Consider the following 21,983-nt stretch of genomic DNA (forward strand, 5'->3'; position numbering starts at 1 on the left):
AGCCGTGTAGCCGCCATGGATAGGCGCAGGCCTACTGACTCGGGTTTTGCTCCTGGCAGGCTGGATGGCCCAGTGAAGGGCCTTCCAGGGTTTGCCTCAGCGACTTGGTTGAGCCTCTTGTTCTGACTCTTTCCCATAGTGCGTTTTATCGAACTGGGCGAAGGCCTTGTCGTAGTCGCAGTGGTGGGCGGCAAAGGTGCTCAGCGGGATGCGGTAGCTGTCCAGATCGTCCTTATGCTCTTTGTAGAATGCCGTGGCCAAGGCGTAGTAGTCGCGGGTTGAGGACGGCTTACGTTCTTCGATCATATCCTCGAGGTCATCCCTCAACCCGGAAATTCTGATCTGACGCTGATTCGCCCCGTCTTCCGATAGCACCAGGTGGACGTCATCAACATCAACGAAGACGTGCTCGATACGGCTGTGCTGCACGTAAAGGCAAGGTATGCCCTGGTAAAACGACCTAGCGCAATTCATGGCCCAGTCGCCGGCGAAAAACTTCTTGGTGTCGTACCCGAGCATGCCCAAAACTTCCTTGTCGATGCCCAGCTTTGGCGCCAGCTTCTCAATGAAATAGCCATTGGTCATCGTGGTTTTCAGGGGCATGTCGACCATTTCGTTGATGTCGTCGCCATTGGCTTCTATGCAGCGGGTTACAAAGCGATGAGGCATGACGAAATCTCACATAAATTTCACTGGGTCTATTACTCAATTTACCAGTGCCGCGATTCGAAGCACCAGCTAACAATAAGATTTTCGCGGCGCGATCCATGCGCATAGGAGACACTCTGCGTTGACCATATTTGCGCATACTCTGTACAGTGAAATGATGCAGCATCACCGCGCAGGAATGTCACATGAACGACGATCACCCATCCAAGAAAGACCAGGCTGTAGCTCCTCTGGTATTCCACGGCACAAAAAACGAGGAAGTGGACTTCACCGCCTCCAAAAATTACGGATCTGAAGGTGCCTATTTCGCTAGCGGTAGTGTGAATCCTGATCCTGGCCAGCACTCTGGTATTAATACCGAAAGGGTCGTAGTTCTGGATGGCGCGGCGTACGCGGCGGCTGAAGTTGCAAAATGGAACGCCATGGGAATTGAAGTGGACGGTGATTTCACTCCCCCTACTGGGCCCAATCCATTCGCGCAATACGGTGCCAAACGAGACGTGACGCCAGCCCCTGGTGAGGATACCGCTACCCCTATGCAATCTCAGGGTAACCCAGTCACTGGTGATCTGATCGCCAAAGATGACTGGATGCAAACGTTTGATCCAATGGTGTTGGAATTTCTAAAGGAACCAGCACTATCCTCTTACAGACCCGACATCGAAGGCGTGTTGGTGGATGAGGACGAAAAATACAAACATTTGCCCAAGGGCATAGCCGATTCGATGAAGCCGGTTCCAATCAAGGTGTCTCTCGAGGACTGGCTTGAGCTCAAAGATAAATCGCCAGCTGGCGTAGATCCCGTTCTCGGTGACTTCCTACGAGCCAACCCCGCCTACTTTGATCCGAACAGATCCGAAGGTGAAGGGGTTACCCTGCGCCAATTGGGCGTTCTATCGGACAACCTAACGCGCCTGAATATGGACAAGCCCATGATCCAGCAGGGCTCGGAATGGATAGCCCCGAAACTCGTTCTACACAATTACCTCGGCGAAAAGATCATGAATGAACTGATCGATTTTGCAAAGGCGAAAGGCATCAACGTCAAGGGCGGCCTGGGTCTCTACCAGCAGTTGGATCTGGACGACTCACCGAGGCCGTAATGTGGAACGCCCGGCGCTTTGCAGCATCGGGCATCACTCACGATGGTGACCAATGAAAGTCTTTCTTGACTGTGAATTTACCCAGATCAACGCCCAAGCCAAGCTCATTTCTCTCGCCCTGGTAGCTGAAGATGGCCGCGAGCTCTACGTGGAATTATCGGACAGCTACGGCTTTGATGATTGCAGCGGCTTCGTCAAAGAATACGTCCTACGGCAGCTTGATCAGGCCAGGTACGGATGTACCCTAGAGGAAGCTCAGGCTAAACTCGCCGGCTTCGTATCAGAGTTGCACTCAAACATTCAGATCCTGAGCGACGCACCAGAATTTGATTGGGAGTTCTTTTGCGAGCTGATGTATGTGGATAGTCATTGGCCTGTAAACGTGAGTAACAGACCACTCAACCTCCGTGACTGGTACAACGAACTTGAGTCCAACGAAATTGTGATATATATACCTGAAGTGCCTCACCATGCGCTTTTTGACGCAAGAATTCTTGCATCGTTATATAGATCCATATCCGCGCAAACAAAAACACGATAAAGATTAACTAAATTGGTTACCACTTAGCGAATGCCATTTGATTTTGGTTTTTTTACTCAAGTTTACAGTTCCGCCAATCATATTTCCCTCTGAGTCTTTTACGCAGACATTAAACTTACTAGAGATTTCACTTTTCACCTTAGCGAGTTCAGTTAACACCCCAGTAACTTGGATGATTAGCTTACCCAATGCAGAGCGATTACTCGGTTTAAATTTATTGCCACTATTTATGAAAAAACTGCATAAGACTTCATTAATCCTACCATCAAGAATATGGGATTCCTTTTTAGTGATGGTTCCTGGGTACGAGATGCAGGCGTTACCAATCTCGACAATGCCTGATTTTCGCACGAATCCATCGTCAATAAATCGATAAAGATTATGATAAATCAATTCCACTGCGCCATCTTTGTGCAGGCCAGAAATTGCCGCAAGGCGCTCAAAATACCCAATATCAGTTTCGGTCGTTGATGGGAGGCCTTTCAGAAAATCAATGACGACCTCGAAGCATTTATAAGACTTGACAGATTGGTATCTAATTAATCCTGCAACATCCTTACTTATCCTCTCGATGCCTCCATAGACAGTTGCTGAATTTACAGAAAGATGTCGTTTTCGCCTATTATTCTTGAATATCTTCTGGCCTGGCATAGGATTCACCGACATAGATCTTGTGTCTGAAATGACTACTACATGAGTTCCAAGATTAAGTCCAACCAGAACTGTCATTTCAAACCTCCAGCCGGAATAGAATTGTGCAACACAACTTTTACCTTCTCCAGATTCAGTCCATGGTCAACCAGGAGGTCGCGGACTTTCTGTGAAGGGTTCTTGCCCACATCATCACCAAAGACCTTACGCCCGAGATCCGCGTAATTCTTAGCCTCCCTACACAAGCTCAAGACGAGGTTCAACTGCGCCTGCTCGAACAGGTTGAGGGTGTGGCCAGGGAGCACCTGCTCCAGGAGGGTCGTCTTACTCCCGGCTATGGCCGGGCTAGCTCGGCGCCAAGCCGCCTTAAGGGTCGATAGCTCATCACTCACCACGCCATTATCGATGGTTCCATTGATAGCCAAGGTCGACATTCGCTCGACCGACGACGCCAGGTCACGAAAGTTACCCGTCCACAACGCCTCACTCGACATTGCAAACGCCAAGTAGCGCTTCAGCGATTGTGGCAAGAATCGATACATGACGCCCTCGCGCTTTTGCAGAGCATCCAGCTCATACGTGATGTTGGGATGAATATCCTCCAAACGATCCCGCAGGCCTGGCATGGTGAACGCCCAGGTGTTGATCCGCGCCAGCAAGTCACCCCGGAAGGTGCCCTGCTCAACTGACTCCAGAAGATCCCGGTTGGTGCCGGCGATCAATTGAAAGTCACTTTCGACCGTCGCGTCACTACCCATTGGCGTGAAGATCTTGTCTTCGAGCGCATGCAGCAGCATGGCCTGCTCATCGAGACCCAGGTCGCCGATCTCATCCAGGAACAACAACCCCCCATTGGCTTTCTTCAGTAATCCGTCCCGATTGGCCTGAGCGCCGGTGAACGCGCCGCGCACGTGACCAAACAACGTCGACATCACCGTGTCACCCCGCAGGGTGGCGCAGTTGACTTCCACGAACTCGCCCTTGAGCAGTCCGGCCTCTTCTTTGACCTTGTGTAGCCTTCGCGCCATAGCGGTCTTCCCGGAGCCTGTAGGGCCCATCAGGAGGATTGGGCTACGGGACTTCGACGCAACCTGTTGTAGCTTGCTGACCATGTTGTTGAACGCAGGGTTGAGCGTCACGATCCCTTGCTTGAGTTTCGACTCGCCTTGCAGGTCGTCCAGGCGGTACCGGGCCATGACCAGGTCATATTTACGCAGATCTAGGTCGATCAGGTTGATGGCCGTGCTTAAATCCTCACCACGCGAGCACTGCGCTATCAGCCCTGGCCAGCGCTTTTCTTCCGCCATCTTGTAGCTAGCAATCTGCATGATGTGCGTACCGGTGCTAATGCTTAGCAGGTAAGTATTTTCAGGCCTGAAATTGATGGATGACCGAAGCGAATCCATCATCAGGAAGGTGGATACCAGGTCGAATGGCTCGAAGTCGACTTCTTTCAGTTCAACTTCAAAGCCCTCGTGGGACTTAATCGACAACGCATCCTCCATGACAAGTTTGGCCAGAGACGCGTGTTCTGGCTGATGCAGGAGCACCAGGGTGTCGACCCGCACACCTGTGGAGGCCGACATCCCTACGTTCGGACGCCAGCGTTTCCATCGGCGCGGATGGAAGCCAGCATCCAAGTCTGTGCCAAGGAAGCTGTACATAATCGTCTTTCCCATATTCCCACCATATCCATATATGTATGGAATATAGCCTAGCCAATACCGTTGCTTTCGTCAATTTACTTAAATCAAGGTTACAGCCGTAAAAAATATTTAAATCCATATTTATCAGTATGTTACGAGTTTGTTTTGCAAAGGATTGCGAAGTTGGCACGCCTTTTTCATTAGGTATTTCATCGTCTGAACACTTCAGAATGAATTCAAGGAGCTTCACAATGGCTAACAAAGCAGTATTCGCCTCGGCAACCGTCACGAACCACGCTGGTGGAAAGGCCTTCGCCAAATCAGACGAGGAAACCCTCGTACAATTCGCGATGACCGGAACCTTTAACGACACCTTCTACACCAAGGGCTCGAACCAGCTGAGCCAGGTGCTGGAGCGTGCGGCTCGCGTCTCGGACGAGTTCATCGCCAAGCTGGCGATCTACGGTCGTCAACAGGGCTTGATGAAAGATATGCCGGCGCTGCTGTGTGCCGTTCTGGTGGCTCGTCAGAGCGTGCACGTCGAGACTGTATTCACACAGGTCATCGATTCGCCAAAAATGCTGCGTAACTTCGTGCAGATGATGCGCTCCGGCGTGGTTGGTCGTAAGTCGCTGGGTTCGAAAGCCAAGCGCCTGGTGCAAGACTTTATCGGTAAATTGTCGGACTACTCGCTGTGGGAGGCGTCGATTGGCAACGACCCATCGCTGGTGGATGTGATGAAGCTGGCGCACCCGAAAGCCAAGGATGACCGTCGTAACGCGTTGTACGCCTACATCCTGGGTCGCCCAGTCGATGCAGCGCAGCTGCCAGACTTCATCCGCGAGTACGAAGACTTTGTGAATGGCGATTCTAAAGACGCGCCACTGAAGGCCCCCTTCCTGAAATTGACGGCCCTGCCGCTCAAGGAAGACGACTGGAAGCGCATTGCGCTGAACGCGAGCTGGACGCAGACCCGATTAAACCTAAACACCTTTGCCCGGCATGGCGTGTTCAAGGATCGTGAAATGGTGGCGCTGCTGGCTGACCGGCTGGCCAACCGTGAAAACGTACTGAAGGCCAAGGCTTTTCCGTACCAGTTGATGGCAGCGATGCTGAACATCGACAGCGAGATCCCCTACGAGATGGCGAACGCGCTTGAGCAGGCCATGGACGTGGCCCTGGAAAGCGTCCCTGTGATCGAGGGCTCCACCCTGATTGCGGTGGATATCTCGGGTAGCATGTCCGACCCAGTGACCGGACGCGGTGGTGTGCCAAGCAAGATTTCTTGCCTGCAGGCCGCAGCACTGATCGGGTCTGCCCTGCTCCACAAGAACCGCTCTGCCCACCTGGTGGCGTTTAACACCGCTTGCCATGAGGGGGAGTTCCCAGCCGATCAGTCAGTGATGCAAATGGCTCGCGAGTTCTCGGCGATCCAAGGTGGTGGGACGGATTGCGGTAGCGTCCTGCGGCACATGAATGAACACAACATTGAGGTGCAGAATGTAATCTTGATCAGCGACAACGAAAGTTGGGCTGATCGCCACAATTCGAACCTCTCGGCCCTCTGGGCCGGCTACAAGAAAAAGATTCCAGGTGCGCGGATGATCAACCTGGACATCACGCCGAACGAAACCTCGGTTTCAGCCAACCGTGCAGATACCTTGCGCGTCGGTGGCTTCTCGGACGAAGTGTTCCATGTAATGTCAGCATTCCTGGCAGGCAATAAAACGCAGTTGGACGCGGTAAAGGCAATCAAGCTGTAAGGCAACGCCTGGCGAAAAGGATTTCGCCAAATGATTGAAAGATCTACGAAAAAGTATTGATCTTCTGCTAAAAGATGGTAAAGTGTCCATAGGTCGAATGTCGCCGTGGATTACATTGAACGGAAATCTACGGCAACTTTTTGTCGACCTTCGCCAGATGCCTGTTGGGACTACATTTCGAAAACTGTCCGTCTCACAATCCTTTGCTGGCAACCTATTTTTCACCCTGGCGCTACGGCGATAGGGACAGGCTTCAAAATTTGAGTCGAATGCGGTTGGGACTACATCATTCGGGATAACCGTCTCCTCCTTTTTTGTCGATTCAACGGTCAGATGCCGTTCAGGACTACACTACGAATGTCCGTCTTGCGCACCTTTTGCTGACCACCCTACTCCGGTTTCCGGCAGTGCCGGCGACCAACAGCTTCAAAATTTGGTTCGAATGTGGAATGGGACTACACGCATTGATACGTCTCACCAGTTTTTGTCGAACCATCGGCCAGATGCCGAGCATGTCTACATCTTTTAAATGTTCCGACAGCTCATCCTTTGCTGGCCACACTACAATCGATTACCGGCAGCGCCGGTGACCAACAGCTTCAAAATTTGGTTCGAATGCGGCGGGGACTACATCATTTGGGATAACCGTCTCCTCCATTTTTGTCGAACCAACGGCCAGATGCCGGGCAGGACTACACTCATCGAAGTCTTTCTCACCTCCTTGCTGGCCACCCCACAAAACAAAAGGCACCTCTGAAGGTGCCTTTTGTCTTTTTGAACTATCGACTTAAATGCCAAGATCCTGGGAAAACACGACACCTCTTGAGGTTAATGGCATCACGCGCAAATAAGGCTGCATGACCTCTGGGCCATGAATAACTGCCAACAATGTCCATTCACTAGCCGTTTTGGCGTGCTTCACGCATTCCTCAATGGGCGAATCTTTGATGATGACCCTGGCAATGGAAGCCATGTCGCTCAGATCATCCGTCGGAGTTTGCGTCCGGGCCAGACCACGGATCAGCTTGGAAAGTGGTCGCTTGGGCTCCTTGAACGGCCACAGGCCAATTTCGTAGGTGTTCTGTAGCATGCACCTTCCCCACCGAGTCCCAACATCATTGATGTCTGTGCGCCTGCAAAATGTCTTGATTTCCGAAAGGTCAACACAGGTGGCGCCGGTGTTAAGCCGATCACGACTTGTGACTCCTTTTTTATCCTGCAAGAAGACTTCGGTTTGGGGCACAAACCTATAGCCTAAATCCTTCAAGTCACCCGGCGTCTCCTGCTCCAATCTCCAAACCATGGCCTGGTTGTCCAGGCCAAACACCTTCACAGCGGTAACGATATCCTGGCCTACGAGCCAGTCGTCCTTAAGGATAAATTTCCACTGACTGTGACTTAGCACCGGCCCGAGGGCTTGATGAATATCCTCACCAATGCGCATGAAGGCAAGCGCCTTTACACGGGTAGCATAGTGAAAGCCAAGTTCAGCTGGACAGTTCCTGTCTCCGCCAGGGTGAGCGTTGAGCGTCATCAGGTCAAAGGGGACATAATGGTGAGTGAACGCCCGAGCCAAAGCATAGTTCCGGCTATCCAGCTCAACGGGCCTTTCGAACTCTGCAAGAAAAGCGCAAGACGTGTGGCACAGAAGGTACCCAGTCTTCTCGAAGATGCCATGTTTTTGTTTTTTGTTTCCATAGGCCTGCATGACGACCTGCCCGAGAAGATCATTTCTCGAGGCCTTGAATTGCAGTGTCAGTGCGTCGCAGGATGGAGGCTCACTGGCTTCTGTTTCTGCTTTTGTGTGGAGGGCTCGCCAAGTTTCGAAGTCCACGAACTGATCCCCCAGCGTAGCCCCATGAACGGGAACGTAAGGATCCAGGTACTCCCCATAAGCTTCGACCATTTCAGGCGTTGCCCAGCAAAGAATAGGGTTATAGGGCTTTGGATGCTGCCTTCCGTTCGCCATCTCGTTCAATGCGACCATAAGCTCAGGGTCACTGACAGTCTCGCCACTAAGGGTCGGCAAATTACCATCAAACTCTACCGCTCGGGCGATTTCAGCCACGGGCTTCATGAGGCCTTTCTGAAATAGAGCGCCAGCATCATCAAGCAATCCAATAATGTCTGGATGATCGAGAAGATCGAACATGGCCTTTAGCTGGTCGGCAGTCCTTATGGCCTCGAACAGATAAAGCCTGTCTGTTGGCCTTGTGTAAGCCTCGCCGTTGAGCTCCAACTGATTGGTCGCCGTCTCCACCAAGTGAATCTTGAACGGGCCCCGCTCACTCCACAGATCTTCCGCCAGCGTCACGTCCCCCAGGTAAACTGCGTACAGCAATCCTGAGGCTAGCTCCGATGCAGGCAACTCTCTGCAGACCTTTAGGAGTGTTGCTCGATCCAGATTCAAGTATGGGTCGTTAGGGAGTCTGGCCGCATCAAACTGTTCAGAACGTTGGTAGACCCACTCTTTAAAAAGACTCAACGATGGAGAGTCGACTGGATCATCTGTCTGTGTCATTTGCTCGAGTCCTCATCAGATCACTAAATCTTACGATCAACGCCCTCCCGGATTTCCTCTGCATGCTCAAATCCCCAACTCGGCGGCGAAGACAGTGCCCAAAGCCTTAAGGGTCATTTTTTCTGCATAAGGCCTCATCGCTTCCGCGCCCAGTGCGTCGACCAGGTACTCCCACTGTGCCGGCGACTTGGCCACAGCTGCGCACGCTTCTGCTCCAGCGTTGATGAGGTAACCCCGCAGGGAAAGAGCGGCCTCGTTGTAACGCTTTCCTAACTTCTTGCGCGTGCATTCGAGCAATGCATCTTTCACTGAGGCGGGCTCCGGAATCTGGCTGCACGGCCAAAGCCCCATTGCGGTGAGGTCGGTATAGGCTTTCACCAAAACTGTCTGTCTAGCCGGCCAGGTCGGCTCAGGATCCGTACCCTTGCTGGTGTCGTCTAGGTCGACGGTGGATGAAATACCCCGGTAGGCCGAGGGAGATGATTTGCCTGACAGGATTGTTGTGCCCTCGGCGAATTTGAAGTCGATGGCCTTAAGCGTTTCCAAGTCGTGTACGGCAAGTTTCACCTTAAGGCCCCGGTTGTCGAACTCGAAATTTCTGTTGAGTACGGCCAGCAGCGCCCCATCTATCGTCTCTCCGCTCGCAATCGCCTTGAACTGAGCTGGAGTCAGGAGGTTTTTGGTCGCTTCGACCACAATAGGATCGCTTCCAAGCAGCCATAGGAATTGCGAATAGGTGTGTCCCTGGTAAAATTCATCATCATTCAGCTGACTGCCAGGGATTGCGTCCAGTCAAAGCAGGTCAAATGGCAGGTATCTATTGACGAATACGCAAGCGTCTCTAAGGTTCACATCGTCAACACCCCGCGCTGCCGGGAACTCACACAAAAAATCCGCTGATGTGTGGCACAGCACGTAGCCAGGCTCGGCCTCAAAACCATGCTGAACTTCCTTCGTCGCCATATACTTCAACAGAATACCAGCAACGACCGATTCTTCATCCGATTCGTTTCGAAGCCAGATCTTCGAAGGCAATGCTCCAGTTACGCCAGCCTGGGCGTCCGCCTCGAAGCGTTCAGACCACTCGGAAATCGGCATTTTTGGCGGATAGAACACGCCATTGGTGAAGAACTCGTGCTTGGCTGCATACGGCTTTAAAAGCCCAGGGTGTTGCCTGACCATTTCTGGCGTTGCCCAGCACAGCAACCTGTCGTAAGCCTTGCGCAAGCCTGGCCTTTTGGAGCCAGTGGTTAGAGCTTGTAGCAGTTCACCTTGGCTGACAACGCCGGCATCCAGTTTAGGCAAATCTCCGGAAAATCGGGCGCCTCGACGGCAGGTTCGCCTGACCACCTCCGACTTACCCATAGCAAACAGATTGCTGCCTTCCGGAGTCATGTCGATCAGCCCTCGGAAACCCATGTCCGAGATTAGGTGAAACAGCTTCTGGTAATCCTCGACAGTTTCTAGGCACTCGAACAGGTTAGGCGCGTCCGAAAGCAGCACAAATTCGCGCCCATTGAGGGTATGGATGTTTTTCTGCGGATCGTGCTTAAGGTTCAATGGGAATGGCCCACGCCCCTGCCACAGCTCCTTCAAGAGGGTCAACTCACCGTAGGAGATGATGTACAACGCAAGCGCGGCCACCTCCTCCTCAGGCAGATAACCCATCATTGCCTTAAAATTTGCGAACTCTGGTGTTTGTTGGCGGCTTACGTGTGCCACTAAATCAGTATCTGCGAGATCTCGAACGATGCGGCAGAGCTGATTCCAATGGACGGATTTGGAACTGACAGACCCAGTTTCTAGAAAATACAAATCCACCACTCCCGCAATCGCTTTGATCCAGAATATCTCTGGCGCCACTGACGGCTCAAGCGCCATGAGAAATAGGGGCCCTGCGGTTACGTCCTGGCCTCACCCTGCTCTCCATCGGTATTCTAAGGGAAAAGGGGATTTCGCATGCGCCATAAAAAAGAAGACGAACGTTTCGAAGAATTCCTAGTGGATCTCTCCGTCGACCATCAAGCTGAATTGCGGGCAGCTAGGGAAAGCTTCAAAGCCAGGGTTGATGCAAAATTCGCTGAGGTGACAGAACCCTTTCCTTACGATGAAAAAACCCTACTGGCCACTCTTCGTGAGCCAATGACCGCCAATTGGTGTCACCCCCTCGCCAACCTGGCCATGAAGCTAGTGGTGCATCACCACGCGGTGGATGAAGAGCCTTTTATGATCGGGGGTGTCGACCGGGATGACAGAGGTTCAAGCAATGGCGTCGTCTGCGGCTGCTTCTACGGCACTGTGCGGTTTACCCCTGACGAGATCCATGTGTTCTCGAACTGGGGCGAGGGGAATATGTGCCCGGAAACCTTTGCCAATCTTGCTGCCGTGCACCCCGCCCCACCCGCCTACAAGGCCTTGTACACACAGCTTGAAGCCATTGCTGATGAGCAGATGAAAATCGGCTGCACCGATTACAATCCACCAAAGAAAGTGAAGCTAAGACTGCCTCAGCCAGAGGAAACTCTTGGTTTCAGCATCTGATTGGTTCAGGTCTAAAACCCAGCGCCGTGTACTCATCAATCCACAAGGACTTGGCCGGCGCCTATAGCACCCAAAGGACATTCCGTAGGTGAAATTTCCCTTGGCATTTTGTAGAATTCGACCCTCAGCCATTTCATGCCGGTACCAGGGAATGCAATTCGACTATTTGCAGCTAATGCATACTGCTAACACTTCCATTCCCAATGCCATCGGCATGCACCTAATGTGCGACAGACCTCACATTCATTTTATCCACGATTTGATTGAAAGGTTTGGGGTAAAGGCTGTGCAGTTAGCACTTTCCGATGAAGAGCTATTGAAGTTGATGGATGCAATTGAACAGGATCAAGATAAATAATTAAATCTGAATAGTTTTAGTAAGTTATCCAGATGAATTGCTACTTAGATAATAAATGTTAAATGGCTTATCTAAGTTAATATCTCAGCCGACTTCCTCCTATCGCTCAATCTCAGGCTCAGTTTTCAAGTTCCTCGAGGTTTGGTATTATGGCCAATTGATGCCCAGCTCTTGGAGAGAAACGGCGATGGCCACCGATGAACCAACACCACCTCAGGATTTCGCGCAGCTTTACGAAGGTGCTGTGACCAAAGAAACCGTCAGCGCAGTGGCAAAAGTCACAGCTGATAAGGTGCTGGAGCGGTTCAATAGCATCAAGCCCTATACAGCGACCTTAGCCATTACCAGGGCCATCCAGATAGCCTCGGCGGAACATAACATTCCCGAGGTGCGGCGACTCGCTGAGCGACTGGGCAAGGTGGTTGACGACGAAGAAGTCGATAAAGAAAAACTCGTCCAGCTGACTAAAGATTATCCCTTTGAATCGGTTTTGAGCGTCTATTCCGAGGATCTCAAGGCACTGGCATTCGAAATAGCGTTGATCGTCCTTCAGACAGCTGAGGAAGAAAAAACGAAATCAGGCAGCCGAAGCCGTGGAAAAAGCCGGAGTCGGTCAAATTCGAAAAGAGCCTTCATCATCGCGAAGGGCGAAAAGTCGATTGAGGCGATGCGCAACTCGGGAAGGCCAACCTCACCGGGTAAGGACAAGGACTTCTTTGAATTTATGGGGTTTCAGGTGTCAGGTGACGGTAAAACGCTGACACCGGGCTCTTTCCCGGACATTAATGGCAACCGCGTCACCTCAATATCCAGGACAATCATCATCAACGACTTACTCGCCGGTAACCAACATTGGCTAAAGCTCGGCTACTCCATCGTAGAGAAGCCTGAAGAGGCCCCACAGGCCTCACAAGGCAGCGATCAACTTCGCGCAGTCAGCTGACCTAAGGTTGACCAGGAGGCCGCGCCCTGGGCCTCCTACTTCACTCCGCGTTTGACCACTGCCTGCCCGTGCTTGTCGTAATTTATGATCGACTTCGACATTCTCCTGAGCATGGCCTTAGCCTTTGGAAAATCATCAGGAAAATTCAGAGGCTCCGTTACAAGCATGACGATGTACAGACCGGTCAAGGCTACGAAAACGTAATAGTCGACACCATCGATCTCCCGCTTGAAATATTTTTCAGGGTCACGAAGGTTGATGAACGTCTTGTTGTGCTTGATTTGGAACCAAAGTTCTTTTGTACTTTGCCTAACAATACAGTTGAAGTTATCGCCGACTTTAAATGAGCTTGTCATTTTGTCGTCGTATATAGGAACAGCCTTAGTATCAATCATAGAGCAATAAGTTTCTTCACTCTCTTCATGATATATGTACGCCTGTTTTTTCTCTCTAAAAGACTCCAATAACTCTGTTTTAATGTCCGCGAAGATAAAGGCTTGACGTTGTAATTCAAACTGTTTGTGGGCTAATGCTACTGCATCCATTTCTAAATGGGCTCCAAGCTATTTATGTCAATATATTATCACGCTCATCACCCAGTAAGCTTTGCAGCTCGTCGGCTAGACAGCATCTGTGAAACTTATTTGATGAAAACCTGTCGCTCGATCAGAATGACCAGCATAGCTAATAAAGTTAAGTGTTGATGTCAATCAGTCATTTGTCGAATTTTTTAAAAATATTTGCACCAGGGATCACTTGATGATCATGTACAGGGTCTCCCCCTCCTTGATCATTCCAAGCTCCTGCCGGGCTCGCTCCTCGACGGTCTCCATACCGGATTTCAATTCCTGCACCTCGGCGTCAAGAATCGTATTCCGTTCCTGCAGCTTTTCGTTTTCAGCACGTTGCTCGGCGATCTTGACCTCCAGTGCCCTGGCGCTTTTGAAGCTGCCATCCCCTACCCATAGTCGCTGTTGCAGATATCCAAAAATCACAAGCAGTACAACGAACAACCAATGGGTGCTACGCATGGCGCTACGCTTTTCCGAGTTGAGTTGTTAGGGGCTGGACTACCTGCAACCTCAGGCTGCAGGGTCTCAATTCACTCACATACAGAGGGTGTGCGAAGAACGTCGAGGATCGACACCACCCTTAAAACCGCAAATTCACTCGTTCACGCTGCTTTGCATTTTCATGGGTTTCGTCCAGGCCAGCCTGCTCAAACGTCTGCTTTGACCACACGCTTGATGCAGCAGATACCAACATGGCCGATGACTCGCCCGGCCCAACCGCCTTGGCGCTGGCCAGAATCTCGCTGGCCGCTGAACTGATCTTGTTCGCTGACCAACTCGAACCCATGCTTTCGCGATTGAAGGCGGCCAAGTCTGCTTCCAGTTGCTGGCGGTACTTTTCCTTGGAAAAGCCCTTCACCATCTGCTGATCCACGGGCCAAAGGCCCTGCCCTGAGATCAACATTTCTGGCTTATCGGCTAACGATTGTGCAAAAGCCAGTTCGTCAGCTCCGGCGTGCCCGTCGACCACGATCATCAGCGCCGAGACATCCGCAATCAGTTCCGACGGGCCTTGCCCTGTGCCAAACGGTGAGGCCGGCACCGCAGCGGCGGTTTGTCCCATCGATCCATTAGCGGAGAACACCAGGAAGGCCCCGACGCCAGTCAGGGTTGCAATTAGCGCCCCTGCCTTGATCCAACTGACTCCTACCGTCATAACACACCCAGAGAATGCCTGGTGGCGCAGCCGAAACCGGCCCGCATGCGCCACCGCAAATGATAGAAATGGCGCCACGTTGAGGCGGCTGGCCCGGAATTAACCAAAAGATATACGAAATCATGGCGTTAGGCGATATTGAAAAGCAATTATTTAGCATGAATTGACACTTTTTTGACCTACCCCTACGATTCCTTCTCTTTCGTCGCCCACCAGCGGCGGTGACGTCGTGCGGTTGCGGAGCTTGCCATGCCAGTTTTCAAGCTGTTTCAGTGGATCCGGGTCACTTGCTTGTCCGATCCTGGCTTTTCGTTCATCCAGAAAACCAAAACGATTCTCGACGAATCGTTGCAGGCTTTCTTTGTCCTTTGGTGGGGTGCATTGCTCCTGACCACTTTGGACAAGCCGTTACACGTCGCCATCATCATCCCCTGCTTGGTGATCTCATCCCTCAGTCCCCTGGCGTCACGATTTATGTCGCGCATGGTCAGGCAAACGTTCACGCTAGTGGTCGGCATGGGCAGTCTGGTTCTCGCGACCCGTTTTTCCAATGACCTGACCAATGCCATGGCATTTGCGGAACACCATATTGGTACCATCGCCATCATGGTTGTAATCGGAGGGCTCGTCACTGCTTCTCAACTTATGTTTGCGCTCTTCGAGGCAGACATTAGCAATCAGCTCCCGCCTCGGCCCCGTAAACCGACACTGATCGGGCCTTACACAAAACTTCAAAAATTGGATGCCCAGTTTGTCGCGGCCCATGAAGCTGGCCATGCCATCGTTCTGGCTTTATTTCCTCACCAACCCGATGATATCGCTGTGGTCATGACGGCTGACGTGATGGGGAACAACAATAATGGCTGGTGCTCCAGTGTCGGTCTGGAAACGCATATCACGCCGAGGGGCTTTCACGAGCTGTACATGATCCTTCTTTTGGCCGGTCGGGAGGCTGAACTACTGTTCGTTGGCGAATACTCCATCTGTGGGACTACAGACAATGACAAATGGCTGACCTGTGCAAGACGATTCCTTGAAACCTCCCCCACCCACATATTTTTCCGGAAGCCGGCGTCGAAACAGGAGTTTGATTTCAACGCAGAGCAGCTGGAGAAGCTGAAGGCCGAGCATGTCGAAATTGCCAGGCGTCTGCTGCTAGCAAACCAGGGCCTCCATGCACAGATTCGGGATGGTGTTCTGGAAAAGGGACGGGTTGAAGGAAAAGAACTGCTCGATCTACTCGCCCAGGTCAAAAACATCGAAGGCTGCCCTGCGCTGTCCGTTCTTACCGATCAGGCCCTAAAGGCCGATCTGGAGACTAAGCGCTCATGATCAGATCGGCTAAAAAGCATTACGTTGAACTCAGTGATACATTTAAGATATATTGCCGGGTCAACTCATGGCTATATCAATACCGGCAACGGATCTGAACACCCTAGTTTTGTCATAGGATCGTGCGTTGGTCGAGACTTCCCCCTAGCAAATTAACCTAAAAATTTCAGACAATATGGAATCCCACCAGATGAAGAACAAGATCGCAGCATTTTTAGGTATTTCCGCTTGCCTTATTTTCACCGCGATTCACATGCATAACCCGAAGCCACCGGTACGCACGCCATTCCTCCCAAAGACATTTTGCGGCCTGCTCGGTGAGCAAAAAATTGAAGTACCTAGCGAGTATTTTGGGACAGTACCCGATTACGAGGAAATAAACATTTCGGCAGCGGATAGGCTAATAGTCAAAGAAGATTGCTCTAGCAAGCTTAATAGCCTTGAAGTCCACACAAACATTAAAAGCGGGTTGCCGACCGGGCCTTTTGGTCAAAGCCCATTTGATATTGTAGTTACATACAGGCCTAGCAAAGTAGATTTAAAGTTAAGTGACCGCTTAAAGAACATTTCAACTGACAAAAACATTGTGTTAATCGATAAAAATTTTGATACCAGTGTATATGAAACCGTTAAAGATGAGATAAACCATACAAAAAGAATTACTATTAAAACCAATGAGGGGAAGGCAAATCGTATTGTTGAGTGCACTGTAAATTCAACAGGTAAAAATCTTGGCTGTGAGCTGTTTTATTATTACGAAGGATACGATATCAATATATCAGGAGACTACGATTCTCTAATTGATTTTGAAAATATGCGGATTTTTGTAAAAAGTTTTCTAGACAAGATACTTTTAAAAGGTGCTTTATGATGAAAGTTAACAAGATATTCGTTATTGGTCTAACTATTTTCCTGGGGATCACGGCCCACCAGGCAAACGCTAAGACATATTGTGGTGCTCTAGGTCAATATCAAGTTCAACTTGATAGCCTATATTTCACTATGAAGCCAGATTATGAAGGTACCAGCGCATGGGAGTCAAATAACTTCCAACCTAAGGAAGACTGCACGAGCAAATTAACTCTACTCAGCGTACATACAAACATCAACACCGGAGAGCCGTCCAAGGCATTCTCAGAAAAACCTTTCGACATCGTTCTTTCTTTTGAGCCAGCTAAGGATAATTTGTTTCTCGAAAGATATTCTAAAACATTAGAACAAAACAAATCAAACATGTTGGTTAGCAGCACTATTGATAAGAAAGTTCTCGAAACCACTCACAATAGATACGGAGGCTTTGAGAGGACGGTTATTTACTTAGATAATTCTCATGTAACTGAAATAACAAAATGTACGTTTAATACAACAACGAAACGCAACATTTGCGAGTTATTATTTGAGCATGACAACTTTCATGTAAGTATGTACGGGTCTTTTGAATCATTAAGAAAATTCGATAAAGCTAGAAGTTTTTCAATTTATTTTCTTCAAAAGTCAAGGATTAACAAATGAGCGAAATCAATCTTCATAAAGACAAGCTGTCTGTAGCAGAAAATGAGCTATATACTAAAGGCCCAGAAGCTTTCTATACATACCTTTCTGATATGGGGTTTCAATACGCAACCTTGGCATTGGGCGTAGCTAATGAAAATTCATTATCAGCATCATCTATTGGCTATTTGAAGGAGGCGGCACTTGGTATTCATAGAACTTTAACGGATGACGAAATAGCTGACATAAAGTTTGGCATGGCCAATGGTTATCTCGAGGCGCTGAAAAAAATATCTGCTGATAACCACGATGGGCCAATTACCCGTGAAATCAACTTCGACGAGGCCGAGCTTTTCCATAGAAAGTTGTTTGAGAGTAAAAGTCTACCTTCTGACTCATGGATTGCTAAAGCCACCTATGATCTTCTTACTATTGAACAAAGAGAAGAATACTGGAAAGACTGTTTAAACTCAGCAGGTAATACAATTGAAGAGGTTTCATTCTCTGCAAATACTTACTTGTACATGCTCAACCAGAAGAATATGAATCACGATATTCAATCGGTGACCTGGCTTGACAGAATGGTTTCTCTTCCAGTAACAAAGGTCGTTGCTGGAGTAACAATTCACGGGATTGGGGAATGGGGAGGTAATGAATTTATAAAACTCCTCGCGATGACAGAATTACCTGGTGTATCAGGCCATGTTCTGGATCGATCACTTGGAATGAAAGCCTACGATCCGTTGGTGCTGGATCTTGATGATGATGGTATAGAAACTATAGCTGTGCAAGGTGGCGTTAAATTCGATTTTGATGGGGACGGAATTAAGACCGGGACTGGCTGGATCGCCCGTGATGATGGAATTCTGGTATTTGACCGTAACGGCAACTCCCTAATTGACAATGGGTCAGAGCTGTTCGGCGAGGACACGATCAAGCAGGATGGCCAAAAAGCCCTTAATGGCCTGGATGCTCTACGGGATTTAGACTCCAACGTGGACGGTGTGTTTGACGCCTTGGATAGTGACTTTTCGAAGGTTTCTGTATGGCAGGACATCAACGGAAATGGCATATCTGAGGCTGGTGAACTTAAATCGCTGACGGAACTGGGTATTACATCGATTGGACTCACTGGGAAGTCCCACAATGTAGATTCGAATGGAAATTCTCTGGCAACAATCGGTGAGTTTGTTAAACAGGATGGTAGTTCTGGCCTAGTTGCTTCAAATATCCAGAATTCTTATGACATAAATTTCGCCACCAATAATTTTGATAGTGAATTTACTGAAATCATCCCTGAAAATAATGACTTTGACGACATTCCCCAAATTGCCGGGTCGGGCAAAGTGCGAAATCTCTATGAGGCCTCTATCCTTGATGCACAATTGGCCGAGGATGTAAGGAACTTTCTTATAAAAACCACTGAAGGTAAAGGCGCACCGCTAATGGACGAGATTCTCGCCAGGTGGGCATTAACCAGCGGATCAAAAAACATAGCAACACGCTTCGAAGAAGCGGGCGGAAAGCAAACCGGGTTTTCATTGAATTTTCACGACCTGGATCAAGGGTTTGGATCATCCCTTGCTGATACCTTCCTCAGTAAATTAATGATTATTGAAAAGTTTCTCGGCAATGATCTTCTGACTTTTACAATCGACAATAACGGCAATACGCAGCATCTCAAAATTGTTGTAAATGGTAATGAATTACATTTCTATAACGACGCATCCACGTTAACAGTAGTAAATGCAGTCGAATTAATTACAACCTCAGTTAAACATAGTGTCGATCAAATATATCATCAACTCTTGTCAGACACCTACCTATCTTTAACTGTCAATACACTATTTAACAGCTATCTCCAGGATATGAAAATTGGGGTCAGTGGTAGCGATATATATTTCAATTTTGACAAGATTGCTACCACTTTGTCAGTCGAAGGTGAAGTAAATCCTTTGAAGGTCATCCGTATTGCTATGGATCTTGCCGCGTATTATGGAGATAAAGACGGTACATTGACTGCGCTGATAGCCAAGTTCGCTGGAAACGTAACCGACGCTGAACTCGCTAGTATCGGGCCTCTTCCTGCCGGCATAATTTTTACCGACAGACTTCCTGGAATGAGCCTGGTTGCATTTGAAAAGAACATAATAATCGGTAGCAGCCAAGACACGGTCAGCGGTAAAACTGGTGATGACTTAATCAACACCTGGAATACCGATGATTTGATTTTCGCAGGCACTGGGAACGACATCATTCACTCGGCAGGCGGTCTGGACACCTATGTTTTAGCCAAAAACAGTGGCGATGATAATTTGTACCTATCAATATACGACGACATTCGAAACGATAAAGTTATATTCAGCGAAATGGATATAAGCGATGTAAAAAATATCACCAAGCGCGGGGAAATGTTGGAGGTCGAGTACGGTGATAACTCTAAGCTAACTATTCATAATTTCTTCGACGTAAACACATTACAAGGAGGGTTTACGTTCAAAAACGGGGAAATATTGACAAAGTTGGACATCCTTAAGCACGCAGTTATCAGAGGAACAGAAGGTAATGACAGCGTATATGGACTCAATGAAACATTTAATTTGATTGACGCTGGCGCCGGTGACGATACTATTTGGGCCGGCAGCCTAGGCTCAAAAATTATTGCCGGTTCTGGTAACGATGTGGTCTTTGGCAGCATGGTTGACGACCATATTTTTGGAGGCACAGGTGATGATATCATTAACGGTAGCTCCGGCCTTGATTCATTTTACTTCGCAAAGGGTGACGGCCATGACACCGTCTTATCGAACTCCAACGACAACAACTTTTCAGACCTTATATTTCTGACCGACACTAAGTCATCAGAACCTATCAGCCTTGTTAAATCTAACGACTCTCTAATCATAAATTTAAGCGAATCTGATAGCGTGACACTTAAGGACTTTTTCTACAGTGATGCTTATTTTAAAGAAGGCATTACATTTTCAGATCAAGTAACTTGGTCAAGGGATCAAATTCTTACCAGAACAATGATCAATGGTTCTAAAGGTGATGATCAGATTTGGGGATTTAATGGCGGTTTCAACAACATCGTTGCTAATTCTGGAGATGATCTTATCTTTGTCGGGAATAGTGGTTCAAAAGTCTATGCTGGATCAGGGAATGATACGATCTATGACGGCGTAGGAAACGACATCCTCATTGGAGGCGAAGGTGATGATTTTATCAACTTATCGTACGGTGAGGACGTCTTTTACGCCTCAAAAGGCGACGGTCATGACACCCTCCTGCTGGGCTACCACGACGATAATCCGAATGACCGGATTGTCTTTACTGACATTGCCTCCACAGACGAAATAACCGTCGAACTTGTTAACGAACAATTGATTATTAATTATGGTGAAGATGACAGCATAATTATTAAAGGCTTCTTCTCAAGCGATATTGCATTTTCAGGTGGTATTGAATTTTCTGACCAGACGAAATGGTCTAGGCAGGACATCTTGGCAAAGGTTTTGATTCAAGGTACGCCTGGAGATGATTACATCTCGGGCTTCAACGGTGGGTTCAATAACATTATCGCTGGCGATGGGAGCGACACGATCTATGTCGGCAATGGGGGGTCTCTGGTGGAAGCCGGGGCCGGTAACGATACGATTTATGATGGGGCAGGAAACGACATACTAATTGGTGGTCAAGGCGATGATTTTATCAACCTATCGTTTGGGCAAGATATTTTTAGGGCATCCAAAGGCGATGGTCATGACACCATAAAGACGTATCCCTACGACGACAATATTTTCGATAAAATCGTCTTCAATGATGTTTTGAAAACGGACATTCAATCCTTACTAAATATTGACAGCTCACTTGTGATTAAGTACGGGGATGGCGACCAGATTACCGTAAAGGATTTCTTTTCAAGCAGCACTACTTTGTCTGGCGGTTTGGTATTTTCAGATGAAAGCGCCTGGTCAAGGCAGGATGTTCTTGAGAAATCTATCATAAAAGGAACCTCAGGGGATGATTACATATGGGGTTACGACCAGGCCAAGAACAACATCTATGCTGGTGATGGAAACGACAATATATGGGCAGGATCCAATGGCTCTAAGATCAATGGCCAAGGGGGTGATGATGTCATTTATGGCGGTGCAGGAAACGATCTGATCATAGGCGGCACTGGCAACGACGCCATACATGGCAATGGTGGCGCTGACTCGTATTCGTTTCAGCTTGGCGATGGTCAAGACACGATTTTCTTTGAGAATTTTGACATTGACCATAATGACAGCGTAATTTTCTCTGGGCTGATAGCTTCTCAGGCAACATTTGAAAAAAATGACGATGACTTAATCATTAAGTACGGTGCAAATGACCAAGTAATGATCAAAAACGCCCTCTCGAGCGAAGACTTCCTACATGGCGGCTTTAAGTTTGATGACGTAATCATGACAAAATCAGATATCAGCGCCAGTATCAACACGTACACTGCTCCGGAACTGACGGTTCTAGGGCAGCCACCTACCCATACTGATTACATGTAACGCTATAGGTAAATTTGCGATAACGGCGGGAGCCAAGGATGGTCGAGCCGAAGGCGGTTAAAATATTCGAAAAAATGGTCTTTGTTCATTAATCTGCTCCAGACAGTTGTCAGTGGATTCAAGACTGGCTCTCGATATAAGCTTGTTGG

General features: G+C 48.9%; 19 protein-coding genes. 10 read left to right on the forward strand and 9 right to left on the reverse strand.

The window, feature by feature from the left end; genetic code table 11:
- Positions 1 to 96 precede the first annotated feature (96 nt).
- Complete coding sequence (locus NQL71_RS32140; protein ID WP_274644881.1) at positions 97 to 669, reverse strand: hypothetical protein; 573 nt, start codon at positions 667 to 669, stop codon at positions 97 to 99.
- A gap of 185 nt (positions 670 to 854) precedes the next feature.
- Here NQL71_RS32140 and NQL71_RS32145 point away from each other — a divergent pair, with 185 nt between their 5' ends.
- A complete protein-coding gene (locus NQL71_RS32145) occupies positions 855 to 1,772 on the forward strand; it encodes a hypothetical protein (RefSeq protein WP_274644882.1) in 918 nt (305 codons plus the stop codon).
- A gap of 52 nt (positions 1,773 to 1,824) precedes the next feature.
- Entirely contained in the window at positions 1,825 to 2,313 is a 489-nt protein-coding gene (locus NQL71_RS32150) for a 3'-5' exoribonuclease domain-containing protein (protein WP_274644883.1), read from the forward strand.
- Positions 2,314 to 2,316: 3 nt separating this feature from the next.
- Here NQL71_RS32150 and NQL71_RS32155 read toward each other — a convergent pair whose 3' ends face one another.
- Together NQL71_RS32155 and NQL71_RS32160 are read right to left on the reverse strand one after the other, a co-directional pair.
- On the reverse strand, positions 2,317 to 3,042 hold the full coding sequence (locus NQL71_RS32155) for a hypothetical protein (protein WP_274644884.1): 726 nt from the start codon (positions 3,040 to 3,042) through the stop codon (positions 2,317 to 2,319).
- Positions 3,039 to 4,643 carry an RNA repair transcriptional activator RtcR family protein gene (locus tag NQL71_RS32160; RefSeq protein WP_274644885.1) on the reverse strand — a complete coding sequence of 535 codons (1,605 nt, stop codon included), beginning with the start codon at positions 4,641 to 4,643 and terminating at the stop codon, positions 3,039 to 3,041. The genes NQL71_RS32155 and NQL71_RS32160 overlap by 4 nt, the downstream gene beginning before the upstream one ends.
- Before the next feature lie 218 nt (positions 4,644 to 4,861).
- On the opposite strand from NQL71_RS32160, the gene NQL71_RS32165 reads away from it, so the two are divergent.
- Complete coding sequence (locus tag NQL71_RS32165) at positions 4,862 to 6,373, forward strand: TROVE domain-containing protein (protein WP_274644886.1); 1,512 nt, start codon at positions 4,862 to 4,864, stop codon at positions 6,371 to 6,373.
- Positions 6,374 to 7,160: 787 nt separating this feature from the next.
- On the opposite strand, the gene NQL71_RS32170 is transcribed toward NQL71_RS32165, so the two are convergent.
- The 3 genes from NQL71_RS32170 to NQL71_RS32180 form a co-directional block, all read right to left on the reverse strand.
- Positions 7,161 to 8,894, reverse strand: coding sequence for a hypothetical protein (locus NQL71_RS32170; RefSeq protein ID WP_274644887.1), 1,734 nt, complete (start codon positions 8,892 to 8,894; stop codon positions 7,161 to 7,163).
- A gap of 66 nt (positions 8,895 to 8,960) precedes the next feature.
- Positions 8,961 to 9,590, reverse strand: a complete 630-nt coding sequence (locus NQL71_RS32175; protein ID WP_274644888.1) for a hypothetical protein — start codon at positions 9,588 to 9,590, stop codon at positions 8,961 to 8,963.
- 96 nt (positions 9,591 to 9,686) lie between these two features.
- Positions 9,687 to 10,775: a hypothetical protein gene (locus tag NQL71_RS32180; RefSeq protein WP_274644889.1), complete on the reverse strand. Its 1,089-nt coding sequence runs from the start codon at positions 10,773 to 10,775 to the stop codon at positions 9,687 to 9,689.
- A gap of 78 nt (positions 10,776 to 10,853) precedes the next feature.
- Here NQL71_RS32180 and NQL71_RS32185 point away from each other — a divergent pair, with 78 nt between their 5' ends.
- The 3 genes from NQL71_RS32185 (at position 10,854) to NQL71_RS32195 (ending at position 12,736) form a co-directional block, all read left to right on the forward strand.
- Entirely contained in the window at positions 10,854 to 11,435 is a 582-nt protein-coding gene (locus NQL71_RS32185; RefSeq protein ID WP_274644890.1) for a hypothetical protein, read from the forward strand.
- Between the two features lie 151 nt (positions 11,436 to 11,586).
- Positions 11,587 to 11,793 (forward strand): hypothetical protein, encoded by a 207-nt coding sequence (locus NQL71_RS32190; RefSeq protein WP_274644891.1) that lies wholly within the window; start codon positions 11,587 to 11,589, stop codon positions 11,791 to 11,793.
- Between the two features lie 187 nt (positions 11,794 to 11,980).
- Entirely contained in the window at positions 11,981 to 12,736 is a 756-nt protein-coding gene (locus NQL71_RS32195) for a hypothetical protein (RefSeq protein WP_274644892.1), read from the forward strand.
- A gap of 35 nt (positions 12,737 to 12,771) precedes the next feature.
- On the opposite strand, the gene NQL71_RS32200 is transcribed toward NQL71_RS32195, so the two are convergent.
- The 3 genes from NQL71_RS32200 to NQL71_RS32210 form a co-directional block, all read right to left on the reverse strand.
- On the reverse strand, positions 12,772 to 13,281 hold the full coding sequence (locus tag NQL71_RS32200) for a hypothetical protein (protein ID WP_274644893.1): 510 nt from the start codon (positions 13,279 to 13,281) through the stop codon (positions 12,772 to 12,774).
- Between the two features lie 207 nt (positions 13,282 to 13,488).
- Positions 13,489 to 13,767, reverse strand: a complete 279-nt coding sequence (locus tag NQL71_RS32205; protein ID WP_274644894.1) for a septum formation initiator family protein — start codon at positions 13,765 to 13,767, stop codon at positions 13,489 to 13,491.
- A 121-nt stretch (positions 13,768 to 13,888) separates the two neighbouring features.
- Complete coding sequence (locus NQL71_RS32210; RefSeq protein WP_274644895.1) at positions 13,889 to 14,542, reverse strand: hypothetical protein; 654 nt, start codon at positions 14,540 to 14,542, stop codon at positions 13,889 to 13,891.
- 171 nt (positions 14,543 to 14,713) lie between these two features.
- On the opposite strand from NQL71_RS32210, the gene NQL71_RS32215 reads away from it, so the two are divergent.
- The 4 genes from NQL71_RS32215 to NQL71_RS32230 all read left to right on the forward strand — a co-directional run bounded on the left by NQL71_RS32215 (position 14,714) and on the right by NQL71_RS32230 (position 21,834).
- On the forward strand, positions 14,714 to 15,796 hold the full coding sequence (locus tag NQL71_RS32215; protein WP_274644896.1) for a hypothetical protein: 1,083 nt from the start codon (positions 14,714 to 14,716) through the stop codon (positions 15,794 to 15,796).
- A 190-nt stretch (positions 15,797 to 15,986) separates the two neighbouring features.
- Positions 15,987 to 16,667 carry a hypothetical protein gene (locus tag NQL71_RS32220; RefSeq protein ID WP_274644897.1) on the forward strand — a complete coding sequence of 227 codons (681 nt, stop codon included), beginning with the start codon at positions 15,987 to 15,989 and terminating at the stop codon, positions 16,665 to 16,667.
- Positions 16,667 to 17,308 carry a hypothetical protein gene (locus tag NQL71_RS32225; RefSeq protein WP_274644898.1) on the forward strand — a complete coding sequence of 214 codons (642 nt, stop codon included), beginning with the start codon at positions 16,667 to 16,669 and terminating at the stop codon, positions 17,306 to 17,308. Before NQL71_RS32220 ends, NQL71_RS32225 begins: the two co-directional genes overlap by 1 nt.
- A complete protein-coding gene (locus tag NQL71_RS32230; RefSeq protein WP_274644899.1) occupies positions 17,305 to 21,834 on the forward strand; it encodes a calcium-binding protein in 4,530 nt (1,509 codons plus the stop codon). Before NQL71_RS32225 ends, NQL71_RS32230 begins: the two co-directional genes overlap by 4 nt.
- Positions 21,835 to 21,983 lie beyond the last annotated feature (149 nt).

Source organism: Pseudomonas serbica (assembly GCF_028823535.1).
GTDB lineage: Bacteria > Pseudomonadota > Gammaproteobacteria > Pseudomonadales > Pseudomonadaceae > Aquipseudomonas > Aquipseudomonas serbica.